Origin of the sequence: Pseudoalteromonas sp. PPB1, assembly GCF_015356275.1 — a bacterium.
In the GTDB taxonomy this organism is placed as follows: domain Bacteria; phylum Pseudomonadota; class Gammaproteobacteria; order Enterobacterales; family Alteromonadaceae; genus Pseudoalteromonas; species Pseudoalteromonas rubra_D.
The window spans coordinates 384,260-407,208 of the sequence record NZ_JACEQV010000001.1 but is presented as its reverse complement, the minus strand read 5'-3'; the positions used below and the strand labels follow the sequence as shown (position 1 = coordinate 407,208).

The following is a 22,949-nucleotide window of genomic DNA, read 5'->3' as shown; positions in this document are numbered from 1 at the left end:
GAGGCGTGATGTTGAATGGAGTAAAGCGCAACGCTTGTCACTCTCTGTCCGGACTCGTTATCATATTGGCCAGTCTATCTCTGATGGGCTGTCAGGCCAGCGTTAAGCTAACCCTGTATCAGCAGGTTGGCGGTCAAGCCGGGCTTGAACGCCTGGTCGATTTGTTCATTCAGCAGATAGGGCATGATAAAGCCATTCTGCCTTATTTTGCCAAAGCTAATGTGAGCCATTTTCGCCAGGGTTTTATCACTCACTTATGCGATACCCTTGATGGGCCCTGTGAGTATCAGGGCGATTCTATGGTCCAGATCCATACCGGCATGCAGATCACTGAAGCTGATTTTAACCGTGTGGTTGAGTTGCTGATCAACGCCATGACCGAAGCCGGAATAGCCCATACTACGCAAAACCACGTCCTCTCAAGGCTGGCACCATTGCGCAGTGAAATGATAAAAATATAGATATAAAATCCGATGGTTTTTACCTTTTTTTAATTTCAATCCATAAAAATACATTTTTTGGTTTTTTTATTTAATATAAAAATAATCATATTGATGTTGCAATATGGGTACGCGTTCTCTAGAATTGCGCCCCCAATTTGTAGTAATAAAGGAAACATGGAATGAAATATTCATTGGTAGCTTTGTTGGCGACTCTGTCTTTTGGTGCGACCGCAGGCGCAACAATTTATGAGCACGGTTACTTTAAAGGTAAGTCAAGTTACATTGGCAATGGGGAAATGATTGATGAGCTGAATAAGCGTCGTATCTTCGCGAATGACAGTGTCTCATCCTTAAAAGTAGATCACGGTACTTGTGTTGTTCTGTATAAGAATGCAGGTTACAGCTCAACTGCGAAATACTTTTCTGGCGGAGAGTATGCAGATTTGGTTGACTACCGTTTTAACGATGAAACCACGTCAATTCAAGTGTTTAAAAGCCACCGTTGTGACAGTGCTATCATGACTCACTTCTACAACCATGGTGACTACAATACACGTGGCGGACATTTCTCATTACCACCAAATTCTTTCATTCGTGATTTGGACAAGGGACACGATGCTACATACTGGCACAAAGAGTGGCATGCAAATGATGTGGTTTCTTCTATAAAAGTTGGCATTAACTCATGTGTTACACTGTACAGAGATCATCATTTCAGAGGTGCAAGTAAAAAGGTTGGTAAAAACGCGCCGACATTGCGCGCATACAACTTTAACGATGAAGCTTCCTCTATTCGAGTAACATCGGGCTCTTGTAAGTAACGACAAGAGTTTAAAGTAATGAGTATGGGCGTATTGCCCGTACTCATTCTTGCCCTACCTGTATTCATTATTGTTTTCTGGCGTTGTTGTATTCTCTGTGACTTAGTGATCCGCAACTGCCCTTTTATCAATATACTCACATCATAAACAGAGTGAACATGCCGGCACCGTGGCTCTATAGCATGATACTCTATACTTTTTCGCCAACAGCACTGTTTTTACTGTGAAGTTACTTTTCTCAGTGACCCCACATAGTCCGCTCTGTCTAAGTCATGCTTTCGTCACTAAATAAAACGCGCAAGTATCAGAGCCAAATTGCTTAATCACTATGACCGGGAGTGGCAATAAAAATGCCTTGTTTCCAATTATCTGGGTACATACCATTGACACAGTTGAGTTAAAATGAAGTTTGGAAGTGGGTACTTCTTGTGGATCTTTTCCAGGTAAAGAGTCCAGGCGTGTGCCTTTAGTGTCGCTATTTCTGCGTCATCTACGATCCCCTTGTAGAACTGAGCGAAGTCCCGGATAAACTGTACATCCCGACGGCGGTTATTTTTTGCGTAGCCTTTACCTGCGTAGTGAATAAAATCAGCTTCAAGGTAGTCATCATGACCGAACATATCCATACGATTAAATGACCTGTCGAGTGTTTCATGAGCAATGTTATGTCTATGCAAAGTGTAGTTAAAATAGCTTTGGTCATAGTGAGTGATCTTGTTACAGATTTTTTGTAAGTCATTCAATTCAGTTTTTTTGAAAAGTTCGCACTGTTTTGAAGTAAGAATGATTCCGGCATTGTAGTAGACTGGGCGATTGTCTTGCTGTGGCCAGTTAACCTTGCCGAGTTCCTGCTGGATCATCTCAATATCAGGCGCTCGCTCTTGTTTTACCCCTTCGTTAAACCAGTACGCTTTACTCGTATCAGGGTAAAGTTCAAACACATCCCTTGCATGAGGCGTGATCAACACGTCGGCATCAACGTATAGCACTCTGTCATATTCCTCAAGGAGCGCGCCAATTCTTAACTTCTCAGTCCAGGCCGGGCTGGCGTTATATCGTGGGTTATCTATTTTGATGGGGTAGCGCAATGAGTCTGAAATGATGAGATCAGCACCTACCTTTTTAGCATATATTTCGAAGCTTTTAAGTGCAGCACGATACATAGGGTTATTACCTATGGCCAATGTAAATATTGCTTTTTTCAAGTGTTTTCCCCTGATATTGATGTGAATGCTGCTGCATTGTACCTGTGCTTTGCACAAGGTTGTCATTAGATATGAAAATGCTCATTTTGGCAATGTCGTAACTGAACATCCCAGTTTAGCGTTCATTAGAATGACATAGGGCTAAAATAGTTCAGATAACGAAGTGCAAATAAGTTATCACACTCCGCCAGTTCATAGTCGTATTTATATCCGTATCGCAGTTGGATTTGCGACACATGTTCAGTGGGTAGCCAAAGTAGGATGCTGTAACTAAGTTTGCAAAGTTTATAAACTTAGCGCCAGTATCCTAATGAGGGGACTAGCCTAATGGGAGAGGCGTGACTAGATGCCAAAGCAGGTCGTTACTCAGCGGATATCAGAGAATATCCTTCAATGTCGCTGAGCGAAATTGTCTTTGCAAAAATAATCTGATCCGGTGCTTTGCGTTCCGAGTAAAGGTGCTTCTGCCGGAATGTTGCCCTTTGTTCAGGATGGCAATCTCACTTTCGAAGCTAATATCTTCTGAGACGGGATACGGTTTGATACCGACTACGCGTAGTCCGATTTCACCGTGAAATTGCAGGTCGACATCCACAGGTCGATAAAAAGGCTTGCGGTTGAGTAATTTCTTAGCGCCAGCCAGGCTGATAAGATAGCCTTGAGTGCCGTTTGGTACTTTCTTGTAGTTACCTAGGGTAAATTGTTCATTGAGCGCTCGCGTATCAATAAAAGGGTTGGCGCGATTATCGGATAATTTGATCATATCCCAGCCTTTCAGGTCTGGTATGAGAGCCAATAATGATGCCAGGCTGTCTTCAATATGAAGATCATCTTCAAGTACGAGCGCATAAGGCAGGTTTTCGTTGACTACTTTTTCATAGATACGATAGTGGCTAATGTAGCAGCCAATTTCACCTGGTGTCAGGTGTCTGTGATAGCGTTGCAAATTAGCTTCTTGGTCATACCAGGTTGCTACTTCTGATTCAGGCAGCTGCTTGCCGTTGGTGGCAGAAAAACGGCTAGCATCCAGCCCTACTTCTTGTAAGCGAGTATAGGTTGTTTGCCATCTGTCTTCACAGCCATCCATATTGATAATAAAAATAGGAGGTTGCATCATTGTGTTTACTACGAAATTACTCAGGACGATGTCATTAAAGTGTCACCTGCTTATTTGAACAGATCCAGGTATCGTTCGGCAAGGTATTCTGGCTCTATTGCGCAAATAATCTCAGCTTCATTAAGGCTTGTTGAGTGACTGGTAATAACTTGACAATGGGTCGTTAGAGGGGCGACCAGTGAAAAAGGAGAAGTGCCCAGACCAACTAATGCCAGCGTCGGTATATTGCATGCGGATGCAATATGCATTGGTCCTGAATCTATAGTAATCATTGCATCCATGGCTGAGATTGTATCGACTAGCTCGCCTAATGAGGTTGTACCGGCGAGATTAGTTGCTTCAATATTTTTTCTAGCAAGCTGTTGCCTCAACTCTTCAGCGTCATGGTATTCGCTGCTATCGCCCAGTAAATACAAATGTGTCTGAGTTTGAGCGACAATTTTCGTCAACGCGTTTGCTGCAAGATGCACCGGGTAGTGACGCGTCGCCTTGTTCTTGCCGCCAATATAAACTGCGGTTGCATGAGGCTCCGGGTGTGTCAGTTGAGCTTTGTTTGCTTTAAGTCGCGGTAAAGAGAAACTCTGCAGTGGTTTCCCATGTGCGTCATTTACCAGACGACAATAGCGAAAGATATAATGATGACATTCGTTGAGTTTAAGCGGGTGAGAAAGTAAAGGTTTGCGGCCATTCTGAGCATAGCCAACCACATAACGGATCCCTGCCAGTTTTGCCAATACTGCTTCTATGAATGAACCACGTAACAGTACCGCCATGGAGAATTGAGAGGCTTTCAGTGTTTTGGCGAAGCGATATAAACCGATACGCTCATTTGGATGATAGCGAGCATCTTCTATCAACTCAAAGTCATATCCTTCAGCCCTTTCCAACACGTCACGCATGTAGGGGCGAATAAGTAAGCACACCTTTTTTCCTGGATACAAGTTATTGAGCAGCTCGATCGCAGGTAATGAGTTGATAGCGTCGCCAATAAAGCGAGGAAGTATCACTAAAATGGGACCATTGATGTTATTAGGCTCGATGGCTTTCTTGGACATGGGTTTTCTTGTTATGGGCACTGATCCAAACTAGTATACCCAAAGCGAATGAACAAAATCATCCTTGTCCTACAAATTTATACAAAAGTTAAAAAATGAAAAACACTAAAAGTTGTCACTGGTTACTGAAAAACCTCAGTCGCGTCACTGTGCTTGATTGCGGCATGCTCAAACCAGGAACAAAAGGAAATTATGTGCCATCGGGGATTATTGCGGGGGCAAAACGTTTTGATATCAGCCACGCCTTTAGTGATGTCACTGGCGCATGTCCCAATACAATGTGCAGCGCAGCGCAATTTCAGCGTGGCGTCAGGGCATTGGGAATTAACCAGCAGGATACTGTGGTTGTTTACGACAATTTTGCTTTGTTCAGTGCTGCCCGGGCCTGGTGGATGTTTAAGGCTATGGGGTTTGAGCAGGTTTATGTGCTGGACGGGGGCTTAGTCAAGTGGCTTGAACTGGGCTTACCTGTTGCGACTGATTATGCACATAGCAGTGAACCCGGAGATTTCGTCGCCGATCCTCAAAGAGGTTACTTCATTGATAAGCATGACGTGTTAGAAGCGATAGACAACCCTGAAGTATTATTACTGGATGCACGCAGCCCGGCGCGGTTTAGTGGCCAGGAACGAGAACCCCGCGTGGGGATGCGCAGTGGCCATATTCCGGGCAGTGCGAATGTCCATTATGCGAGCGTGCTGGATGACAGTGGGTTAATTAAACCGAAAGCGCAGTTACGGGCTTTATTAACGGAAGCCGGGGTTATTAACCAGGCCTTACAGTTTAGCTGTGGCTCCGGGGTCACGGCCTGCATTTTGGCCATGATTGCGGATGAATGTGGGTTTTACCCTTTATCTGTTTATGACGGGTCCTGGAGTGAATGGGGGCAAGACGCAAGTCTGCCTGTTGCCACTTGCCCCACATAACACTTTACTAATCTAGTAGACCAGCTCCTGAAGCTCACTGGGCTGGTTGATAGCTGGAAAGTACAAGGTCTGCATGTTTTTAGCGCTGAGTGCACTGTGCAACGGCAAGGTAGCAATGCCCTTGAGGGCAATGTTGGCGACGTCCGGGGTTTTGACCAGTCGCACCACCTGGCGTTCGCCAAACTGCGCAATGGACGGAATGAACGGGCGTAATTCAGATGTGAGCTTATCAAGCAGCCAGTCATTGATGTCACCGCCCAAAATGATGGTTTGGGTATTCAGCAGGGACTCAATACTGTGGATTGCTATCCGCATCGGCTCCGCAGCCTGTTCGAGCCAGCGCTCTATCACCGGGTGTTCCTGTAGCTGGTGATGCAGCTCTTCGGTGCTGCAACCTGGGCGTCCGAGGCTGTTTTTTAGGGCACTTAACGAGGCAAAGTCGTTCAGCCGACCCAGTTCAGCGGTGTCATCATCTGTTTCAGGGGTCACAAACAGCTCACCCAGTGCGCCGGTCAGACCATTCTGACCGAGCAGGATCCGTCGATCGTATACTACCGCCGACTCCACCTGGTTACCCAGATGTACATAGACAAAGCTGTCCAGCAGCCGGGCTTCGCCAAACAACATCTGAAAACTGGCGCAGGCAGATGCCGTTGTTTCCAGTGCCACGGGTACGCCCAGCGTATCGGCCAGTTGCTGCTGAAGTTCCCGATTGTGGGCAAAAATTTCGACGCCTTTAAGATGGCTCAGTTGTACCGATAGGCCGCAGCCAAGCACCTGAGATACGCTCAGGTTGGCGACGGTCAATAAGGTGTCAATCAGATATTTGGCCTTATCGAGCAGGGTATCGCCTGTATCAAGGTGGGTGTGTAGTCGGTTGAGTAGTTCACCGTTGAGATAAAACAGGCCAACTTCCAGCTCGCGATCAACGATGCGTATTGCCAGCGTATATGCCGCCTTTTTATTCAGAATCAGCATTTTTGAAGGTTTACCCGCACCTTCTGATTTTTTTATACCGGTTTCTTCAACAAGTTGAACGCTCAGCAGTTCTTCCACCATGTTGGTTATGGTTTGTTTGGTCAACTGGGTATTGCGGGCAATCTCAACACGGGAGATTGGCCCCTGAGTGACAATCTGAGAGAGTACAAGACGCAAATTTATCGATTTATTCTGTTTTGCGTTGGAGCCTTTCAATGTGTTCGCCTTACTATTTGAATCTAATTTGGGGGTTTTATCATGATATCACCCCAGTCAATGTGCCGTATGTACCTGCTTACACAACACATTCTCCCTGAACTAAGCCGATTATCTTACTCGATCATGAGGCTAAACCGAATAAAAAATAATTAGTCAAACTAATTGACATAAACGGTTTGTTGGCTGAATATGACTATAAATACAACAAAACAGATCCTAAATGCCAGTATAAAAATGGCAGTTAGGGCGTTCGCAAGCGCGAATTTTAATAATCAACAGCAGGATCTACCTATGTCTACAGGAACTCAGATGAATGGCCACCGCCGTCGGACGTGGTTTAGCGGGATGTTTGCCGCTGCTGCGCTCTGTGCAACGTCGATGAGCTGGGCAGCACAAAGTATAGACTGGAGCAAAGCGGCAAAATCCAGTGATATCCACCTGACAGAGCAGCAGAGTGAGCAAATTAAATCAAAAGATTTGACTGCTGCGCTTGTTTGGCATGGAGCCAGTCCGTGGGTGGCTGCAGTATCGCGCGGCGCACGTGCCGAATTTGAAAAACTAGGCATTAGAGTGGTGGCTGCGACTGACGCCCAGTTTGATCCTGCGAAGCAAGTGGCCGATCTGGAGAACATTGCCGCGCTGAAACCCGATATTATTCTTTCGCTCAGTGTTGATGGAGTTAGTACCAAGCAAAGTTATGCCAAAGCCATTGAGCGTGGCGCTAAACTGGTATTACTGAGCAACCCCATCCCGGGTTTTGAGCAAGGCAAAGACTTCGTCGGTATCGTGACGGATGACATGTTTGGTATGGGCAAAGCGGCGGCTGATCTGACGGCCAATGCGTTGGGAGATAAAGGCAAAATCGGCATGATTTACCACGATGCCAGCTATTTTATCACCAATAATCGTGATAATGCCTACCGCAAGGGACTAACAGCTTACCCCGGGTTGAATGTGGTTATCGAAAGAGGATTCATTAAAGAGCATGAGACCAGTAATGTCGCCGCGGCGATGGTACTGCAACACCCTGAACTGGAGGCCATTTATGTGTCCTGGGATGCCGCCGCGGAAGGGGTGGTAGAAGCACTGCGTTCTTTAGGTCGACGCGACATTAAAGTGATCACCCATGATCTGGGAGTGAATAACCTGCTGGATATGGCGATGGATGGCAATGTGTATGGCACCATTGCAGACAGGCCATTCGACATCGGGCAGACCATGGCCCGACTTGGCGCTGCCTCTACATTGGGTTTACCGGCGCCACACTTTACCTTAGTGCCGTTTGACACCGTTAAGCGAGACAACATTGCTGAGATCTGGCAGCGCGCATTTCAGTCGCCACTGCCAAGACTCCTGAATTTAGCGTTAAAACAATAAGGAATACCATGAGCGTTAATCAACTACCTATGCAGCAACTCAAGTTGCTGGCTGTGAAACGAGAGTTTTTTATCTACTATATATTCCTTGCGGTGATGCTGATTTTTGCAGTCGCACTGCATGATACAGGCTTTTTTAGCCTGACCAACTTTATGAACATCGTGCGTCAAACTGCGCCTATTACGGTGATGGCCGTGGGGCTGACCTTTGCGCTGGCAGTAGGTCATATTGACTTATCAATAGGCTCTGTGGTGGCGCTATCTGCCCTGGTTGGTGCCTTGTTGTTACAGCATGTGGGCATTCCTCTGGCCGTGCTGGGGGCACTCAGTGTCGGTTTGATCGTCGGCCTGATCAACGGTTTGCTGATTGAGCGTTTGCAGGTGTCATCTTTGTTGATCACCCTGGGCACTATGGGCGTGATCACCGGTTTGTCGCGCCAGCTCACGAACCTGGAGTCTGTGCCAATCATAGATCAAACTTTTACCGCCTTTTTTGGTGCGGGTGAACTGTTTGGCATTCCTTCCTTATTTATCTGGACCCTGGTGATAGCGGCACTGGGCTATGTGGTCCTGACTAAGCTTGCATTTGGTAAGCACTTACTTGCAGTGGGCGGTAGCCCTAAAGCGGCTCTGGCGATGGGGATTAAAGTGACTCAGGTGCGCATTTATGCCCTGGTTATTTCTTCTATGGCGGCTGCGCTGGCCGGACTCTTGTATGCCGGTCGTTTGCACGGCGCGCGTTATACCCTGGGTGAGGCAGATTTGCTGACCGTTATTGCAGCCGTTGCGATTGGTGGCACCAGCTTGTTTGGTGGCCGCGCGTGTATTATCGGCGCCATTCTGGGGTCCTGGTTAATGGGCATGATCAACAACGGTTTGATCTTGTCTGGTTTTTCCACAAACGAACAAATGATAGCGCGCGGTGCCATCTTGATTGTGGCTGTGGCAATTGGTGTCAAGGAGTTGAAAAATGGTTAGAAGTGCATTGGATCAAATCGCCCTCGAAGTGAGGGACGTACATAAGCGTTTTGGTGGTGTACATGCGCTTAAAGGCGTGAGCTTTACCATCAACAAAGGCGAAGTTGTGGGATTGCTCGGCGACAATGGTGCTGGTAAATCAACTCTGGTGCGCTGCATTTCCGGGATCCACCCGCCCGATGAAGGGGCCATTCTGGTTAATGGTCAGCCGGTGCATATCGACTCTCCTTTGGCATCACGTGAAGCGGGAATAGAAACTGTGTTTCAGGACCTGGCCATGGTGCCGGAGTTTGATATCACGGAAAACCTGTTTCTCAATCGAGAGATCCGACATAAAAACCCGATTTTACGCCGCCTTGGCTGGCTGGATAAAAAAGCCATGGAGAAGCGTGCGAAGAAAGCCCTGAATCGGCTGAACAGCCGCATTCCGAGTTATCAGGAACAGATCCATCGCCTTTCTGGTGGTCAGCGTCAGGCTGTTGCCATTGCTCGCGCGGTGAATTGGGGAGCCGACATTGTGATCATGGATGAGCCGACGGCAGCACTGGGTGTTGAGCAGAGTGCGCAGGTCAATGAACTGATCAATGTGATCAGCTCTCAGGGGGTTGCTGTGCTGCTGATCAGTCACAACATGCAGCATGTGGTTGAAACCTGTGATCGTGCGGTGGTGTTGTATCAGGGGCAATCGGTGGCAGATGTGTCGGTCAGCGATGTGACCAAAGAAGATCTGGTCGGACTGATCACGGGCGCTAAGTCCGCAGCCTAACAGACTATCTGTCCGGTTTCATGCCTGGCCAACGAGCTAAAGGTGGGTGCGTATTGCTCCGCCTCCTGCTCTGGACTGGCATATAAACGGATCAGTTTCACCCGCGAGGTGCCAGACAGGCGCTTCCTTATCTGAACGAATAATAAATCGGCGCCGTGGCGCTGAGGGCTTTGTTTTGCCAAAAATCGAGGGCAGTATGGATATTGAAAAGAAAGTAGCACAGCTTATCGACACACTTTCTATCGAAGAAAAAGTCGGACAGTTGTTTGTTCTGGCATTTGCCGGAGAAGACCGTGACTACGCAAAGACGCTGGTCAAGGAGCGGCATATCGGCGGCTTTTACATTACGGATGATAATGCTGCCAACCCGACTAGCGCGGCGCAGTTAGCTCATGAGTTACAGCATGAAGCAGCGTTGAGAGCCTGTGATGCCCCTTTATTGCTGGCTGTTGATCAGGAAGGTTCCTGGGGGATCCTGACTCAGTATACCGATCTGGGCCCGGGTAACCTGGGCCTGGGTAAAGCGGACAATACGGCACTGACTGCAGATATGTATCAGGTGTTTGCCGAGCAGATGCAGCAAGTTGGCTACAATACTCTGCTATCACCCTGCGCTGATGTGAATGCTAATCCGGATAACCCGATCATTGGACTGCGCGCCTTTGGCGAGCAGACCCATCACGTTGCTCGTCATGTTGCTGCTGCGGTTCGTGGTGTGCAGCGCAGCGGCAGTCTGAGTTGTGCCAAACATTTTCCGGGTCACGGAGACACCCACAATGACTCGCACCAGACACTGCCTGTAGTAGACAAGTCTTTGCAGCAATTGATGTGTGAAGATCTGCTGCCTTTTAAGGCGGCGATTGAGTCTGGCGTTCCGCTGATCATGACCAGTCATATCAGCTACCCGCAAATAGATGCCGACTATCCGGCGACCTTATCGTCCACAATTTTGCAGGGGGTCTTGCGCCAGCAGTTGGGGTTTAACGGCATTATTATCACCGACAGTATGAATATGTGGTCCATGCGCAAAAACTATGCGCCAGAAGAAGCGGCTATCCTAGCATTGCAAGCAGGCGCCAATCTGGTAATGCTCAGTGAAGAGCACTACGAAAACAGCACCACCCCTTACAAAGCGATTCAGGCACAAACCATTGATGGCGTTATCGCTGCGGTTAAGCAGGGTAGCTTAAGTGAATCGGTTATTGATGCTCGCTTGCAACAGGTACTGGCATTTAAGTACCAGCATTTTGCAACCTCATCACAAACATCGGCCAGTGTACTGGAAAGTGCGAATGAACTGGCGCGAGAGGCGGCAAATTCGGCCATTCGAGTATTACGCAATGACGACCAGCTATGGCCACTCGAAGGGCGCGCCTTTACGTTGGCGTTTGCTGCTGATCCCAAAGGGTACGACAACATTGTCAACAGCCGGGGGATAGGTCCTAACGACCCGAATTCGGCCCGGGATGTGATTCTGGAGACACTGGCAGAGCGTGGGCGGGAATATCGACTCTGGCAGCATGATCAGTTTATGGCGGCGCTACAGGCCCCTACTGAACCACTGGCTGAACCCTTAGTGCTGATCACTGAAGATTACCCCTTGCCAGGAGAAAGCTTTGACGTGGCAGCCCAACAGCAACGTGTCCAACAGGCGCTACAAAAATGGCCTGACAGGGTCATTGTGGTTGCCATGCGTTCTGATTACGAAATATCGCAATATGCTGATCTATCAACTTATGTTTGTGCTTACTCGAGCAGGGCCGTGAGTGCCCGAGCCATCGCAGAGCAACTTTAAAAAGATCAGTAAAACGAAATAATAAGTGCTTGACAATTAGTCAAAATGATTTAATAAATACTTAGTATATCAATTTTACTAATAAAAAATGACAGTTTGATAATAACACAAGCCAGTCGACTCACTGGGAATGAACGGCTTGGGATAAGGCAAAGGGGAGAAGAGCATGAAAAATCAGGGCTCAAAGGTAAAAACCAAGTATCTGAATAACTATCTGAAATCCAGTTACGTGGCAGTATGTGTGGCAACAGCGTTGTCGGGTATGTCGTTTGGTGCTGCGGCAGAGGAACAGGATGGTGCGAATCAGGCAATCGAAACCATTGAAGTCAGAGGGATCAGACGGAGCCTGACTGAGGCGCTAAATACCAAGCGCTTTGCAAACTCTGTTGTTGACTCGATTTCGGCTGAAGACATAGGTAAATTCCCCGACAAGAATATCGGTGATGCGATGCAGCGTATTCCAGGGGTGACCGTAGTCAGAACCTTTGGTGAGGTAAGTGGTGTGACTGTGCGTGGTACTGCGCCTGAACACAGCATGGTGTTGCTGAACGGTCAGAACGTTGCCAGTGTTGGTTGGTTTGATTTGGGTGGTGTGAACCGTAGCTTTAACTTTGAAATGCTTGCCTCAGAGCAAATCTCCGGTATGGATGTCTACAAGTCGGTTGAATCGGATATTAACGAAGGCGCGATGGGTGGTACGGTTAACCTCAAGACTCGCAAGCCCCTTGATATGGATTCAGGTACTGTGTTTGCATCTGTAGAAAATGCCTATCATGGTAATGCCAAAGAGTGGTCGCCAGCCTACTCTGGTTTGGCAAGTTGGAAAAACGAGCAGGAGAACTTTGGTATTCTTGTTGCCTATTCAAATGAAGAGTCGAAAGTATATCGTGAGACGTTATCCACATTCGGACCACCAGGTGCAACGGAGCTGGAAGACAGTAATGGCGTGCTCAGAAAAACGTCTTGTTGTGCGGCATCTATTCTGTTCGATGAGGACAGAGAGCGCAGCAGCAGCCAGATCAGTGTTCAGTATGCGCCGAGCGATGCGCTGACACTAGGCTTGGATTACAATTTGTTTGAACTGGAAAACGACCACATTAACTCGGCTTTGTTCACCATCATGGGCTACGGTACCTTGCAGGGAGATTCGGTCAGAGTGAATGAGCAAGGGATTGTTACTGCAGCAACGGTCACAGCCTCAGGCCCGGGTCGCGCACCACTTTTCAACAACACGGTATTGCGTACTCCGGATATGCAAACGGATGTCATTAACTTTACTGCAAATTATCAAGCTGAAGCCTGGTCCGCCGACTTTGTTATTGGTCAGTCAACTGCTGAAGGCCGTATTGGCCAGACAAGTACGTGGTGGGGCGATATCAGTGAGCGTGCCAATTCCGGTTTTTCTTACGATGTTAGCGGCCCGCTGGAGCTTATTCCGGTTAACCCGGACTATATGAGTAGTCATGATAATTTTGAACTGTTCCATGAATATACCTATATCAATTATGAGCGTGACAATGAGATAGATTATATTCAGGCAGATTTTACCTTTGAGCTGGATTCTCCTGTGATGACATCAATCCAGGCTGGTATTAAGTTCCAGGAGCAAGTGTTCTCATATCAGGAAAATAATCAGGATCTGAGTGTGGACGCTATCCGTGAAGGGGGTGAACGACTGACACTGGGCGACTTTAATGGCGGCTTTGTGTCGGGTCTGCATAGTGCTGAAGGGCGTGCTGGCAGCTTGTCAGGTTTTCCAATCGGTACTCGCGGGTTGTGGGACTATGCGCGTAACAATGCACCGGGCACGGTCACCGTTAAAGATGCTTTCTCCATTGAAGAGGACATTGCCGCTGCGTACGTCAAAGCCAATTTCTCAGGGGAAGGTTTTCGCGGTAACTTAGGTCTGCGTGTAGTCGAAACAGACATTCTCTCCAAAGGTGAAATCAATGGGGTGAAGGGAGAAGTAGATAAAAGCTATACCAATTATCTTCCCAGCCTGAACCTGGCGATCGATCTGAGCGAGGACATGATCTTCCGGTTTGCGGCGGGATCTACGGTGTCACGCCCAGATTATGACGACATGAAAGTTGCAGACATCATCTCAGAGAGCTTTAAAACGGCAAATGTTGGCAGTCCGGATCTGGACCCGTATAAGTCAGACCAATACGACATGGGTATCGAATGGTACTTCAACCCGTCTTCCGTTTTAGGTGCGACCTTGTTTGTGAAGAACATCAGTGACTACATTGAGCAAACAACTGCTGCTGAGTTCTATCCTGGATGTGGTGAAGGATGTCTGGTGACGCGCTCGCGTAACGTCGGAACAGCCGATGTGCGTGGTATTGAATTACAGTACCAGCATGCGTTTGAAAATGGCTTTGGTATACAAGCAAACTACACCTATACCGATAGCAGTCGCACTGACTCGACGGGTAAGGAAATGCCCATTGAAGAAGTATCGCAAAACTCCTACAACTTGTCGGGTTACTACGAAAACGACTTGTTCAGTGTGCGCCTGGCTTACAACTACCGTGATGACTGGGTACGCCAGTATAACGGTAGCAGTCTGGATAGTCTGAATGATGCGTACGACCAGGTTGATGCTTCTGTGGTATGGCATGTGACCGATAACATTGATGTGTCATTTGAAGCGATTAACCTGCTCAATGAGGCGCTGGTGCTAAGACAGCCAACGGCAGGCAATATTGTGCACGCTGTTGATGAGTTTGGTACGCGTTACTTTGTGGGTGCCAGCGTTCGTTTCTAACACTGATCTCCCGCACGGCATCCCATGCTGTGCGGCCTCAGAATAAGGGAAGTTCCCGCTTCCTTTAGGCCAGTTCGGTTTTAACTGGTCAATCCGCGCATCACCTGGCAAGGAAGATTGCCCAGGTGTGCGGATAAGGGGGACATACACTGAATGCCTCAGCAATATTTGCCGGGATGGTGCGATGTGCCCACACTTCTACTCGGTTAAGGCAGGTTTGCCCGGCTTGCCTTATTTCACCTGTTATTGCCTGATCCTACGCATGAAACTTTATTGCAATAAATTTTGTAAAAACAATTGACTTATTATTTTGCGAACGCTAGCTTGTATATTAGTTGAGCAAATAGAAATGCCTGTTTTGTAGATTCAGCAAGATAGGTTAGCTCACTGCTTCAGCGATATAAACCCGGTGTGGATAATTAATGCGGGTTTATTGGTAGGCGGCTTAGGGTTGGGTCGCGGATGTTCATTAAAATTGTTGCTCTGATCGGGTTGATATTGCTGGATTTGTTTCGATTAAAAAAATAATGAGGAAACACCTAATGAAATTGAAAATGACAGGATGTGCAGTAGCCGTTATCTTAAGTTGTTCTGCGTCAGCGGGAACAGGCGTACAGGACTTTTTGGATAGCTTAAGAAACTTCGAATCGGGAATTAACCCTGCTCTGGCAGATTTTTACCTTGAGAACCTGAATAACCCGGTTTACAAGTATGCCAAAGTCTCAGCGCCGGGTCGTATGGTACGTGACTGCTCAACAGGCAGCATGATCCCGGAAGATACCACCATTAATCAGTTCTTCACTAAGCTGGGCATTGACGGCATCTATAACTCACAAACTCCGTATAGTGCCGAGATGTTCAAAACCATGCAGTATAACTCTATGAATGCATGGGGTTTCGTGGGTTATCAGCTGGGTGAAGCGGTACTGATCGATGCCGGTTACTATAGCCCGAAAGTGGTGACAGTGGATGGTAAGGAATACGACAGTTTCTATGTGTTTGTGGAAGACAGCACCTGGATTGGCTGTAAAACAGAAGCCCTGGTTGAGATCGTCGGCTCGGGTGGTAACCAAATCCAGGCAACAGATGTAAACCGCTGGGAAGGGACCTTTGTTGGTAAGAATGGTGTCAATTCGTTTGCTGACCTATTGATCCCGGATAATCAGGAATTGGTGATGCGTGATGCCATGCGTTTCAATTATGGCGTGATGACGCAGTTGCTGACCGATGCCAACATGACCTGGGAGCAGGCACTGGCGAAGAGCTGGCCTGGCACAGATGACAATGGTAACGCCATCACAGTACAAGCAACCATGTCTGGCCTGCTGGCTGCGGCACACTTACGTGGTGCCTGGGGAACAGCACGCCTGCTGACCAAGGATGAGATCACTTGTGATGAACTGGGTACCTGTATCACCAAATATGTACACAAGTTTGGTGGCTACAACACCATCTTCGACACGCCAGCGGATGACGTTATCGAAGGTTCTAAATACGATGAAAAGCTCTCCGCTGGTTGGGGTAACGACTTAGTACTGCCTGGCGGTGGTGCAGACACCATTGAACTGCATGAGCAAAGCGGCTCAGTGACCACTGTACGTGACTTCACTGTTGGCGAAGATCGCATCATCTTGCGTGACTGGCAGGCTGCTGCACCACTGAGTAACCTGTCTGTGTCAGATGTACCTGCAGGTGTTGAATTAGCGTTCGCTGGTCAGCGTGTGGTGCTCGAAGGCGTGTCAGCTGCGGCTGTGAACGTCAATACCGAAGCGGTGATCGCCCAGTCGGATATCTATGAAATTGCGTGGTCTGGTAAGCAAACCGTAACAGGCTTCAATCCTCAGCTGGATAAGATCCGTGGGACCGCTGGGATTGGCTTTAAGCACCTGAAAGCCTACGAAACAGACACTGCCTTGGTCGTCGGTGTACAGGCTAAAGATGGTGGTATTTACAGCTCGGTTGAGTTGGTAGGCCTGACAGTGGCTGATCTGACGCCTGAGATGTTTGATAACGTCACCGGTGGTTATGACCGCCTGGGCTTCATCGTGCCGCTGAACAGCCAAAACTGGGGCTGGAATATGGCGCTGACAGTGAACAGTTTTGATCCGGCTAAAACCGTGATCAGCATGCCACTGTTCAACTATACCTTCTCTATGCTGGTGCTAACGCAGGAAGGTACTGATACGGTGATCACGCTGGATGAGACCGCATCAAAAGGTGATCAGAAGCGTCTGGTACTGAAAAACACTGATGTGAACAGCCTCAGCGCTGCAAACTTCGATTATGTATCGGGTAACTTTGTCGATGCAGTGATTGACGTACCGGTATTCTACGATATCACGGCAACGGTTGTAGGCACGGGTGGTAGCATTTCACCAGCGCCGGATGCAAGCGGTGTGATCAGCGCTAAAGGCAACACCGACTTTACGCTGACCTTTGTACCAGACAGCGGCTATCGTGTTGCTACATTGAAAGTCGATGGCGTGAGCGTGACAGCGCAGTCAAGCTACACTTTCCCGGCACTGTCTGCTGCACACAGCGTACAGGTGACCTTTGAACCTGGCAATTCTTGCCCAGCCCCCTGGAATGAGACTCAGGTATACACCGGCGGTGAGCAGGTGACCTTTGGCGGTAAAACCTATGAAGCGAAGTGGTGGACTCAGGGTAACAACCCGGCCTCACTGGGCCCATGGAAAGAAATTGCCAATTGTCAGTAATGACACGTTAGCACGGTTTGATTAAGAGCAAGCCATGGCACGCGCAAGCGGCCATGGCTTTTTTGTTTTGTGTGGCAAGGTACCCGCTTACAGCGAATCTGGCTGAGGTGGAGGTGCCATTTCGTGGAGATCCTCGGTGATCAGCCATTGCGGCAGATAAGGGTGATCCGGGATCAGATAGCCTTTATTACGATAGGCTAGGCGAGCTGGCCCGAGTAGTGCCAGGGCAAAGTCCGGGAACAGGTCGTCATCTTGGTCTGCTTTTTTTGCGCTTGCTGCAAACTTATCTAGAGCGTCATTCATTTTTTGCAGATAGGTTTGTTCGTCCTCATGGCAGAAAACACTGAGCAAGCAGTCGATCTTAGGCAATGAGTAGTTGTGTGCATAGAATGCATCTTTGTCCGCTCCTCCTGAAACATCAACTTGCATATAGGCCTGGATGGTTTGCACCAGATCCCGGGACTGCGGTTTTAAAATGGCTTTAACAATGTGAAACTCAGCCAGTTGTAAGGGCTGTATAAACCGGGCATTGGCATCGTAGTCCATTGCCTGCTTGTCAAACTTATCCAGCCAGGCTAGTGCCTCACCTTCGTTGTAAGCCAGTGCAAGCATAATGGTATCGTACCAGTCAGACGGGTGAATACCATGACTGAGCCTTTCTCCCGGGCGATTGATTGCTACGTCCTCAATACGCAGTTCATGGCTCTGTTGCGGGAATAAATGACGCTTAAAGTGCACTAGTCGGTAATTGTAAGCTTGACGTAAAAACCAGCGTGCTTCGTTGTGGTGACGTTGGGCATGCAGGGCAAAGTTAAATCCACTCTCCCAGTCTTTAGCTTGAGAATACTCCCAGCTATCACCAGTCATGGACTCCAGGTGTGTCTTATGCGCGATAAAAGCATTTTTGGCGAAATATGCACTTCTAACGTAGGAACGATAACGTTCAATATAAAAGTCCAGCTCTCTGGCACTGCCATAATGGTGTACTTGTGTCATTGAGTCTCCAGGCTGCAAGAGCAGGTGATGATGAAATAAAAGGGGAGAAACAAAAACGCCATGGCGAGCTCACCATGGCGTGTAAAGTATGTAGCTAGATAAGGGTCTTATTTATGATACCCAATACACGCTTCGACTTCGTTTTTCGAGCCTAAGATCACGGCTACGCGCTGGTGGATATGCTCCGGGTCGATATCCAGAATGCGTTGCTCACCGGTATGGGCCAGACCGCCGGCTTGCTCTACCAGCATGGCCATCGGATTGGCTTCGTACATCAGGCGCAGTTTGTACGGTTTTTCCGGGTTTTTAGTGTCTGCCGGGTAAGTAAACAGGCCGCCGCGACATAGCACGCGGTGTACATCACCTACCATGGCAGCAATCCAGCGCATGTTGAAGTTTTTACCGCGCGGGCCTGTGTCGCCTGCCAGCAGGTCGTTGATGTAGTTTTGCATGGCCGGTTGCCAGTGACGCTGGTTTGACGCGTTGATGGCAAACTCCTGAGTGTCGGCCGGTACTTTGGCAAACTCTTCGGTCAGCAGGAAGCTGCCGTGGGTTTTATCTAGCGTGAAGATACGCGTGCCTTTACCTGTGGTCAGGGCCAGTGTGGTGCACGGGCCATACAGGACGTAGCCTGCGGCTATTTGCTTGTGGCCCGGCTGCATAAAGATAGCCGGATCCGCCGGATCGGCATCTTCCGGGGCTTCCATGATAGAGAAGATGGTGCCTACCAGAGAATTGATATCAGTATTAGATGAACCATCCAGCGGGTCGAATGCGACAATAAATTTGGCATCCGGGCTGCCCGCGACCGTGCCTTCTTCTTCTTCTGAAGCAATGGCTTTTACATAGCCAGACTCCAGCAGAATGTCTTTGAGTAGCTGGTTAGACAGTACGTCGAGTTTCTTCTGAGTTTCGCCCTGAATGTTTTCATCCAGTGTTGAGCCCAGCACGCCTGACAGCGCGCCCTGACCTACGCGGAAAGAGATTTCTTTACAGGCAGCCAGAATGGTTCGGATCAGAGAAACCAGTTCACGGGAACAGCCGTCTTCAATTAACACCGGTGGAAGTCTACGCATAAATTTTAGTCCTGATAACGGTTATGTTGCAGCCCTGATAGAGTGAGAGAGCAGGCCACAAACAGCGCTGAATTTTGTCCTAAATAACTGTATTTTGTATACGATTTAATATACAAATGAGGTACCAGTCATCTAACCTAACACAACAAAGATAAGAAAATGCGAAAAACACGCTTTGCACCTCACATGCTCTCGGCTTTGCTGCTGGCTATGATACCCCAAGCGCACGCTGCAATTAAGTCTATTGATGAATTTACTGACAAACTCAACCATTTCCCCGGGTTTTATGCGTTCTATAGCGACCCTGCCAGTGGCAAAATTTACCTGGATGTGGATAAACTCTCGCAGCCGTTCTTACTTCAGCATAGCCTGCCGTATGGCGTCGGATCCAACGACATAGGGTTAGATCGCGGCCAGCTGGGTAGTACTTACCTGGTGCAATTCGAGCGCTTTGGTGACAAGGTGATGCTGCGCGCACTGAATACCTATTTTCGTGCCAGTGCCGATAATCCGGCGGAGCAGCAAAGCGTCAAAGAGGCGTTTGCCTCCAGCATTTTAAATGGCTTTAAAGTGGTCGCCGAAGATGATGACAGTGTATTGATCGATTACACCCCTTATCTGTTGTCGGATGTCCACGGTGTGTCCCGGACGCTGGCGGCGCGCAAGCAGGGCAGTTACAGCCTGGATGCCAGCCGCAGCGCCACTTATATGCCACGTTCCAAAGCCTTTATGAAAAACACCGAGCTGGAAGCGGTCCTGACCTTTAAGGGCAGCAAGCCTGGTGAGTATGTGAAGCAGGCGACGGCCAACCCTTATGCGGTGACGGTCCATCAGCACCACTCGCTGATTGAGCTGCCGGATGACAATTATCAGCCCCGCGCATTCCATCCGCAGTCAGGTTACTGGAGTATTGAGCACAAGGACTACTCGGCACCGCTGAGCGAGTCTATGTATGTGCGTTATATTCCGCGCCATCGCTTAAATAAAAAGGACCCGACTGCAAAAGTCTCTGAGCCGGTCGAGCCGATTGTGTATTACCTTGACCCGGGTGTGCCCGAGCCGGTGAAGACTGCATTACTGGATGGTGCACGCTGGTGGGATCAGGCTTTTGAAGCGGCGGGTTACAAAAATGCCTTTCAGGTCAAAGTGCTGCCGGAAAATGCTGATCCCATGGATATTCGTTACAACGTGATCCAGTGGGTTCACCGCGCGACCCGTGGCTGGTCATATGGGGCATCGGTGATAGATCCGCGTACCGGCGAGATCATTAAAGGCCATGTCACCCTGGGCTCATTGCGCGTGCGTCAGGACATTTTGATTGCCGAAGCGTTAGCTGCGCCATTTGTAAAAGGTGATGAAGTGACCGCGCATCTGCACGCCATGGCGCTGGACCGTATTCGCCAGCTCAGTGCCCACGAAATTGGCCACACGCTGGGGATTGCTCATAACTTTTCGGCGTCTGTGAAAGACCGTGCCTCCGTGATGGATTATCCGCATCCGCTGGTGGGCATGAACGATCAGGGTGAGCTGGATATCAGCAAAGGCTACGCATCAGGCATGGGGGAGTGGGATACCCAGGTGATCAAGTATGGCTATAGCGACTTTACCGCGGTGGATGAATCTCAGGGGTTGGCTGCTATTTTGGCAGAGAACAAGAGCAAAGGGCTGGAGTTTATCTCGGATGCCGATGCCCGTCCTAAAGGCGGTGCACATCCGACTGCCCACCTGTGGGATAACGGCGGTGACCCGGCAGCTGAATTAACACGGGTGCTGGATATTCGTCGTAAGGCGCTGGCCCGTTTTGGCCTGAATAACATCAAAACCGGTGAGGCCTTATCTCAGCTGGAAGAAAAGCTGGTGCCGTTGTACTTGTTCCACCGTTATCAGGTGGAATCGGCAGTGAAACTGATCGGTGGCGTAGACTACGACTATGAAGTGCGTGGCGCGCAGACTGCCAAAGGCGCACAAGTGGTAGGCAAGGCACAGCAGCAGGCAGCACTCTCGGCTCTGCTGGATACCTTATCTCCTGAGCAACTGATGATCCCGGAATCAGTGCTGGCGTTGATCCCGCCTAAAGCCTATGGCGAGTATAAAACCCGTGAAAGCATCAAAGGGCGTACCGGTCTGACACTGGATGCGATGGCGTTGCCAGAAGTGGCGGCGCAGCATACCCTGAGTTTATTGCTGAACCCGCAGCGGCTAAATCGATTGGCGCAGCAGGGGGCTCGTAATCATGCCAACCTCAACAGCGACGATCTACTGAACACGGTATATCAGCATGTTTTTCAGCCGAAAGCGGAGTCGGGCATGGCAACAAAACTGGCGCAGCGTGTGCAATTTTTAACAGCCTATCGTCTGGCAGAGCTGGGTAGCAGCGATAAGCTGGCACCGGAAGTTCAGGCCCAGTTGCGTTATTACCTGAGTCAGCTGGTAGAGCAATACAGTGACGACTCTCTGTTTGGTGGCAGCAGCAAGGCCGATGCATTCGACACCTATCTGGCGGACTTAGTGGCGCAGTATCTGGAAAGCGGTCAATGGCCGCAAGGCTTTAAAGCCCTGCCGATGCCGCCAGGCTCGCCTATCTAATCTTGCAAAAGAGAAAACCGGACTGACATCAGTCCGGTTTTTTTATGCCCGCTGTACTTAGGCCTTTTTGACTAAGGTATTGGTAGTGATGTGCGGGAAGGTGACGGTTTGCCCCTGAATAGGGATCTCCATGGTGATATTTTGCGAGTACTGAAGCTGAGTGAAATTATCACTGCCATCGAGTGACTCGAGCCAGTAGCTGATGGCATAACGGCTGACGTTGGCATGCTGTTGCTCAAAGCCAATATTAGTCACGGGGATGCCCGAGTGGGCGGTATCCACTTCCAGTAAAATGAATTTCTTCGGTGGAGATACTTCCAGTGCATTATTCAGTGGCTGATTGGGGTTCAGGGTAAAGTCTGGGTTCAGGTTACCAACACTTTTGGTGCTGTACTGATCGGTGCTGACATCATGGGGCAGACCCATAGGGAGCACGTCACTTTTGCTCAGCATCGGAATGGTGGGCACACCTGTGCCTGACTGGAAATGCCCGCTGGCCAGAATTGAGTTACCATGTGGTACCGACATTTGCTTGATAAAGTCATAGTTTTGCGTCGGTGGCACACTGTTAGGCACAGTTTCAGTTCCGATCCCCGGCTTTTCTCCGTTGCCATAAGGCCCCAGCAATTGTTTTCGATCGGTCAGGAACAGCAGTGAGCCATTTTCGGCATGCACCAGCTGATCTTTTGCCGGGCCATCGGCAAAGTAAACGCGCTGCTCGTAAAACAGGGTGTTGGCAACTTGCGTGCCTAAGCCACCGCGGTTGGGCGCTGTGCCGTGAATGGCTGAAAAAGTTAATTCTTCATAGTAAGCAAAGTTTTTCAGGATATAGCTGGCTTCCTGAGGCAGTGGCATCAGGCAATAAGAAAACGGTTTGTCCGTTCCCCCCATACCAGAGTTACCCAGCGGTTGATTGGTCCAGGTGCCGACCAGGTGTTGCAGCGGGCCCAGCTCTGTTGTCGGCGCTGGCGGGTTTTCCTGTGCCGGGTCGATCAGCAAAGGTTTTGAAAGATCAGGGGGCGTTACGTCAGTCATGATGGTTTCCTCATTAATTGCTACTGGCATCCCATGGGTTATTCCAAAGTGCCATAGGCTTGATCCCTACAGTGACTGCTCGAAGGCGGC

General features: G+C 49.0%; 17 protein-coding genes. 10 read left to right on the top strand and 7 right to left on the bottom strand.

Features of this window, described 5'->3' with window-relative positions; all coding sequences use genetic code 11:
- Positions 1-8 precede the first annotated feature (8 nt).
- Both IY568_RS01790 and IY568_RS01785 read left to right on the top strand, forming a co-directional pair.
- Positions 9-461: a group I truncated hemoglobin gene (locus tag IY568_RS01790; RefSeq protein ID WP_416365149.1), complete on the top strand. Its 453-nt coding sequence runs from the start codon at positions 9-11 to the stop codon at positions 459-461.
- Positions 462-622: 161 nt separating this feature from the next.
- On the top strand, positions 623-1,264 hold the full coding sequence (locus IY568_RS01785) for a beta/gamma crystallin-related protein (protein WP_194866634.1): 642 nt from the start codon (positions 623-625) through the stop codon (positions 1,262-1,264).
- 365 nt (positions 1,265-1,629) lie between these two features.
- On the opposite strand, the gene IY568_RS01780 is transcribed toward IY568_RS01785, so the two are convergent.
- The 3 genes from IY568_RS01780 to IY568_RS01770 all read right to left on the bottom strand — a co-directional run bounded on the left by IY568_RS01780 (position 1,630) and on the right by IY568_RS01770 (position 4,641).
- Complete coding sequence (locus IY568_RS01780) at positions 1,630-2,469, bottom strand: glycosyltransferase (protein WP_194866633.1); 840 nt, start codon at positions 2,467-2,469, stop codon at positions 1,630-1,632.
- Between the two features lie 376 nt (positions 2,470-2,845).
- On the bottom strand, positions 2,846-3,586 hold the full coding sequence (locus IY568_RS01775) for a glycosyltransferase family 25 protein (RefSeq protein WP_228553063.1): 741 nt from the start codon (positions 3,584-3,586) through the stop codon (positions 2,846-2,848).
- 50 nt (positions 3,587-3,636) lie between these two features.
- Positions 3,637-4,641, bottom strand: coding sequence for a glycosyltransferase family 9 protein (locus IY568_RS01770; RefSeq protein WP_125558444.1), 1,005 nt, complete (start codon positions 4,639-4,641; stop codon positions 3,637-3,639).
- 95 nt (positions 4,642-4,736) lie between these two features.
- Here IY568_RS01770 and IY568_RS01765 point away from each other — a divergent pair, with 95 nt between their 5' ends.
- Positions 4,737-5,567 carry a sulfurtransferase gene (locus IY568_RS01765; RefSeq protein ID WP_194866632.1) on the top strand — a complete coding sequence of 277 codons (831 nt, stop codon included), beginning with the start codon at positions 4,737-4,739 and terminating at the stop codon, positions 5,565-5,567.
- Between the two features lie 12 nt (positions 5,568-5,579).
- On the opposite strand, the gene IY568_RS01760 is transcribed toward IY568_RS01765, so the two are convergent.
- Complete coding sequence (locus IY568_RS01760; protein ID WP_125558440.1) at positions 5,580-6,761, bottom strand: ROK family transcriptional regulator; 1,182 nt, start codon at positions 6,759-6,761, stop codon at positions 5,580-5,582.
- A 294-nt stretch (positions 6,762-7,055) separates the two neighbouring features.
- Here IY568_RS01760 and IY568_RS01755 point away from each other — a divergent pair, with 294 nt between their 5' ends.
- The 6 genes from IY568_RS01755 (at position 7,056) to IY568_RS25220 (ending at position 17,166) form a co-directional block, all read left to right on the top strand.
- On the top strand, positions 7,056-8,141 hold the full coding sequence (locus tag IY568_RS01755) for a substrate-binding domain-containing protein (protein WP_228553062.1): 1,086 nt from the start codon (positions 7,056-7,058) through the stop codon (positions 8,139-8,141).
- Positions 8,142-8,149: 8 nt separating this feature from the next.
- The gene (locus tag IY568_RS01750) at positions 8,150-9,118 is read left to right on the top strand and encodes an ABC transporter permease (protein ID WP_125558439.1); all 969 of its coding nucleotides are present in this window, start codon (positions 8,150-8,152) and stop codon (positions 9,116-9,118) included.
- The gene (locus tag IY568_RS01745; RefSeq protein ID WP_010383357.1) at positions 9,111-9,884 is read left to right on the top strand and encodes an ATP-binding cassette domain-containing protein; all 774 of its coding nucleotides are present in this window, start codon (positions 9,111-9,113) and stop codon (positions 9,882-9,884) included. The genes IY568_RS01750 and IY568_RS01745 overlap by 8 nt, the downstream gene beginning before the upstream one ends.
- Before the next feature lie 196 nt (positions 9,885-10,080).
- A complete protein-coding gene (locus IY568_RS01740; RefSeq protein WP_194866631.1) occupies positions 10,081-11,679 on the top strand; it encodes a glycoside hydrolase family 3 protein in 1,599 nt (532 codons plus the stop codon).
- Between the two features lie 166 nt (positions 11,680-11,845).
- Positions 11,846-14,449, top strand: a complete 2,604-nt coding sequence (locus IY568_RS01735; RefSeq protein WP_194866630.1) for a TonB-dependent receptor — start codon at positions 11,846-11,848, stop codon at positions 14,447-14,449.
- Between the two features lie 542 nt (positions 14,450-14,991).
- Complete coding sequence (locus IY568_RS25220) at positions 14,992-17,166, top strand: carbohydrate-binding protein (protein WP_194866629.1); 2,175 nt, start codon at positions 14,992-14,994, stop codon at positions 17,164-17,166.
- Between the two features lie 87 nt (positions 17,167-17,253).
- On the opposite strand, the gene IY568_RS01725 is transcribed toward IY568_RS25220, so the two are convergent.
- Both IY568_RS01725 and IY568_RS01720 read right to left on the bottom strand, forming a co-directional pair.
- Positions 17,254-18,162: an immunity 49 family protein gene (locus IY568_RS01725; protein WP_194866628.1), complete on the bottom strand. Its 909-nt coding sequence runs from the start codon at positions 18,160-18,162 to the stop codon at positions 17,254-17,256.
- Between the two features lie 107 nt (positions 18,163-18,269).
- On the bottom strand, positions 18,270-19,238 hold the full coding sequence (locus tag IY568_RS01720; protein ID WP_125558429.1) for a class 1 fructose-bisphosphatase: 969 nt from the start codon (positions 19,236-19,238) through the stop codon (positions 18,270-18,272).
- Between the two features lie 159 nt (positions 19,239-19,397).
- Here IY568_RS01720 and IY568_RS01715 point away from each other — a divergent pair, with 159 nt between their 5' ends.
- A complete protein-coding gene (locus IY568_RS01715; RefSeq protein WP_194866627.1) occupies positions 19,398-21,824 on the top strand; it encodes a zinc-dependent metalloprotease in 2,427 nt (808 codons plus the stop codon).
- A gap of 57 nt (positions 21,825-21,881) precedes the next feature.
- Here IY568_RS01715 and IY568_RS01710 read toward each other — a convergent pair whose 3' ends face one another.
- Positions 21,882-22,859, bottom strand: a complete 978-nt coding sequence (locus IY568_RS01710; RefSeq protein ID WP_194866626.1) for a heme-binding protein — start codon at positions 22,857-22,859, stop codon at positions 21,882-21,884.
- Positions 22,860-22,949 lie beyond the last annotated feature (90 nt).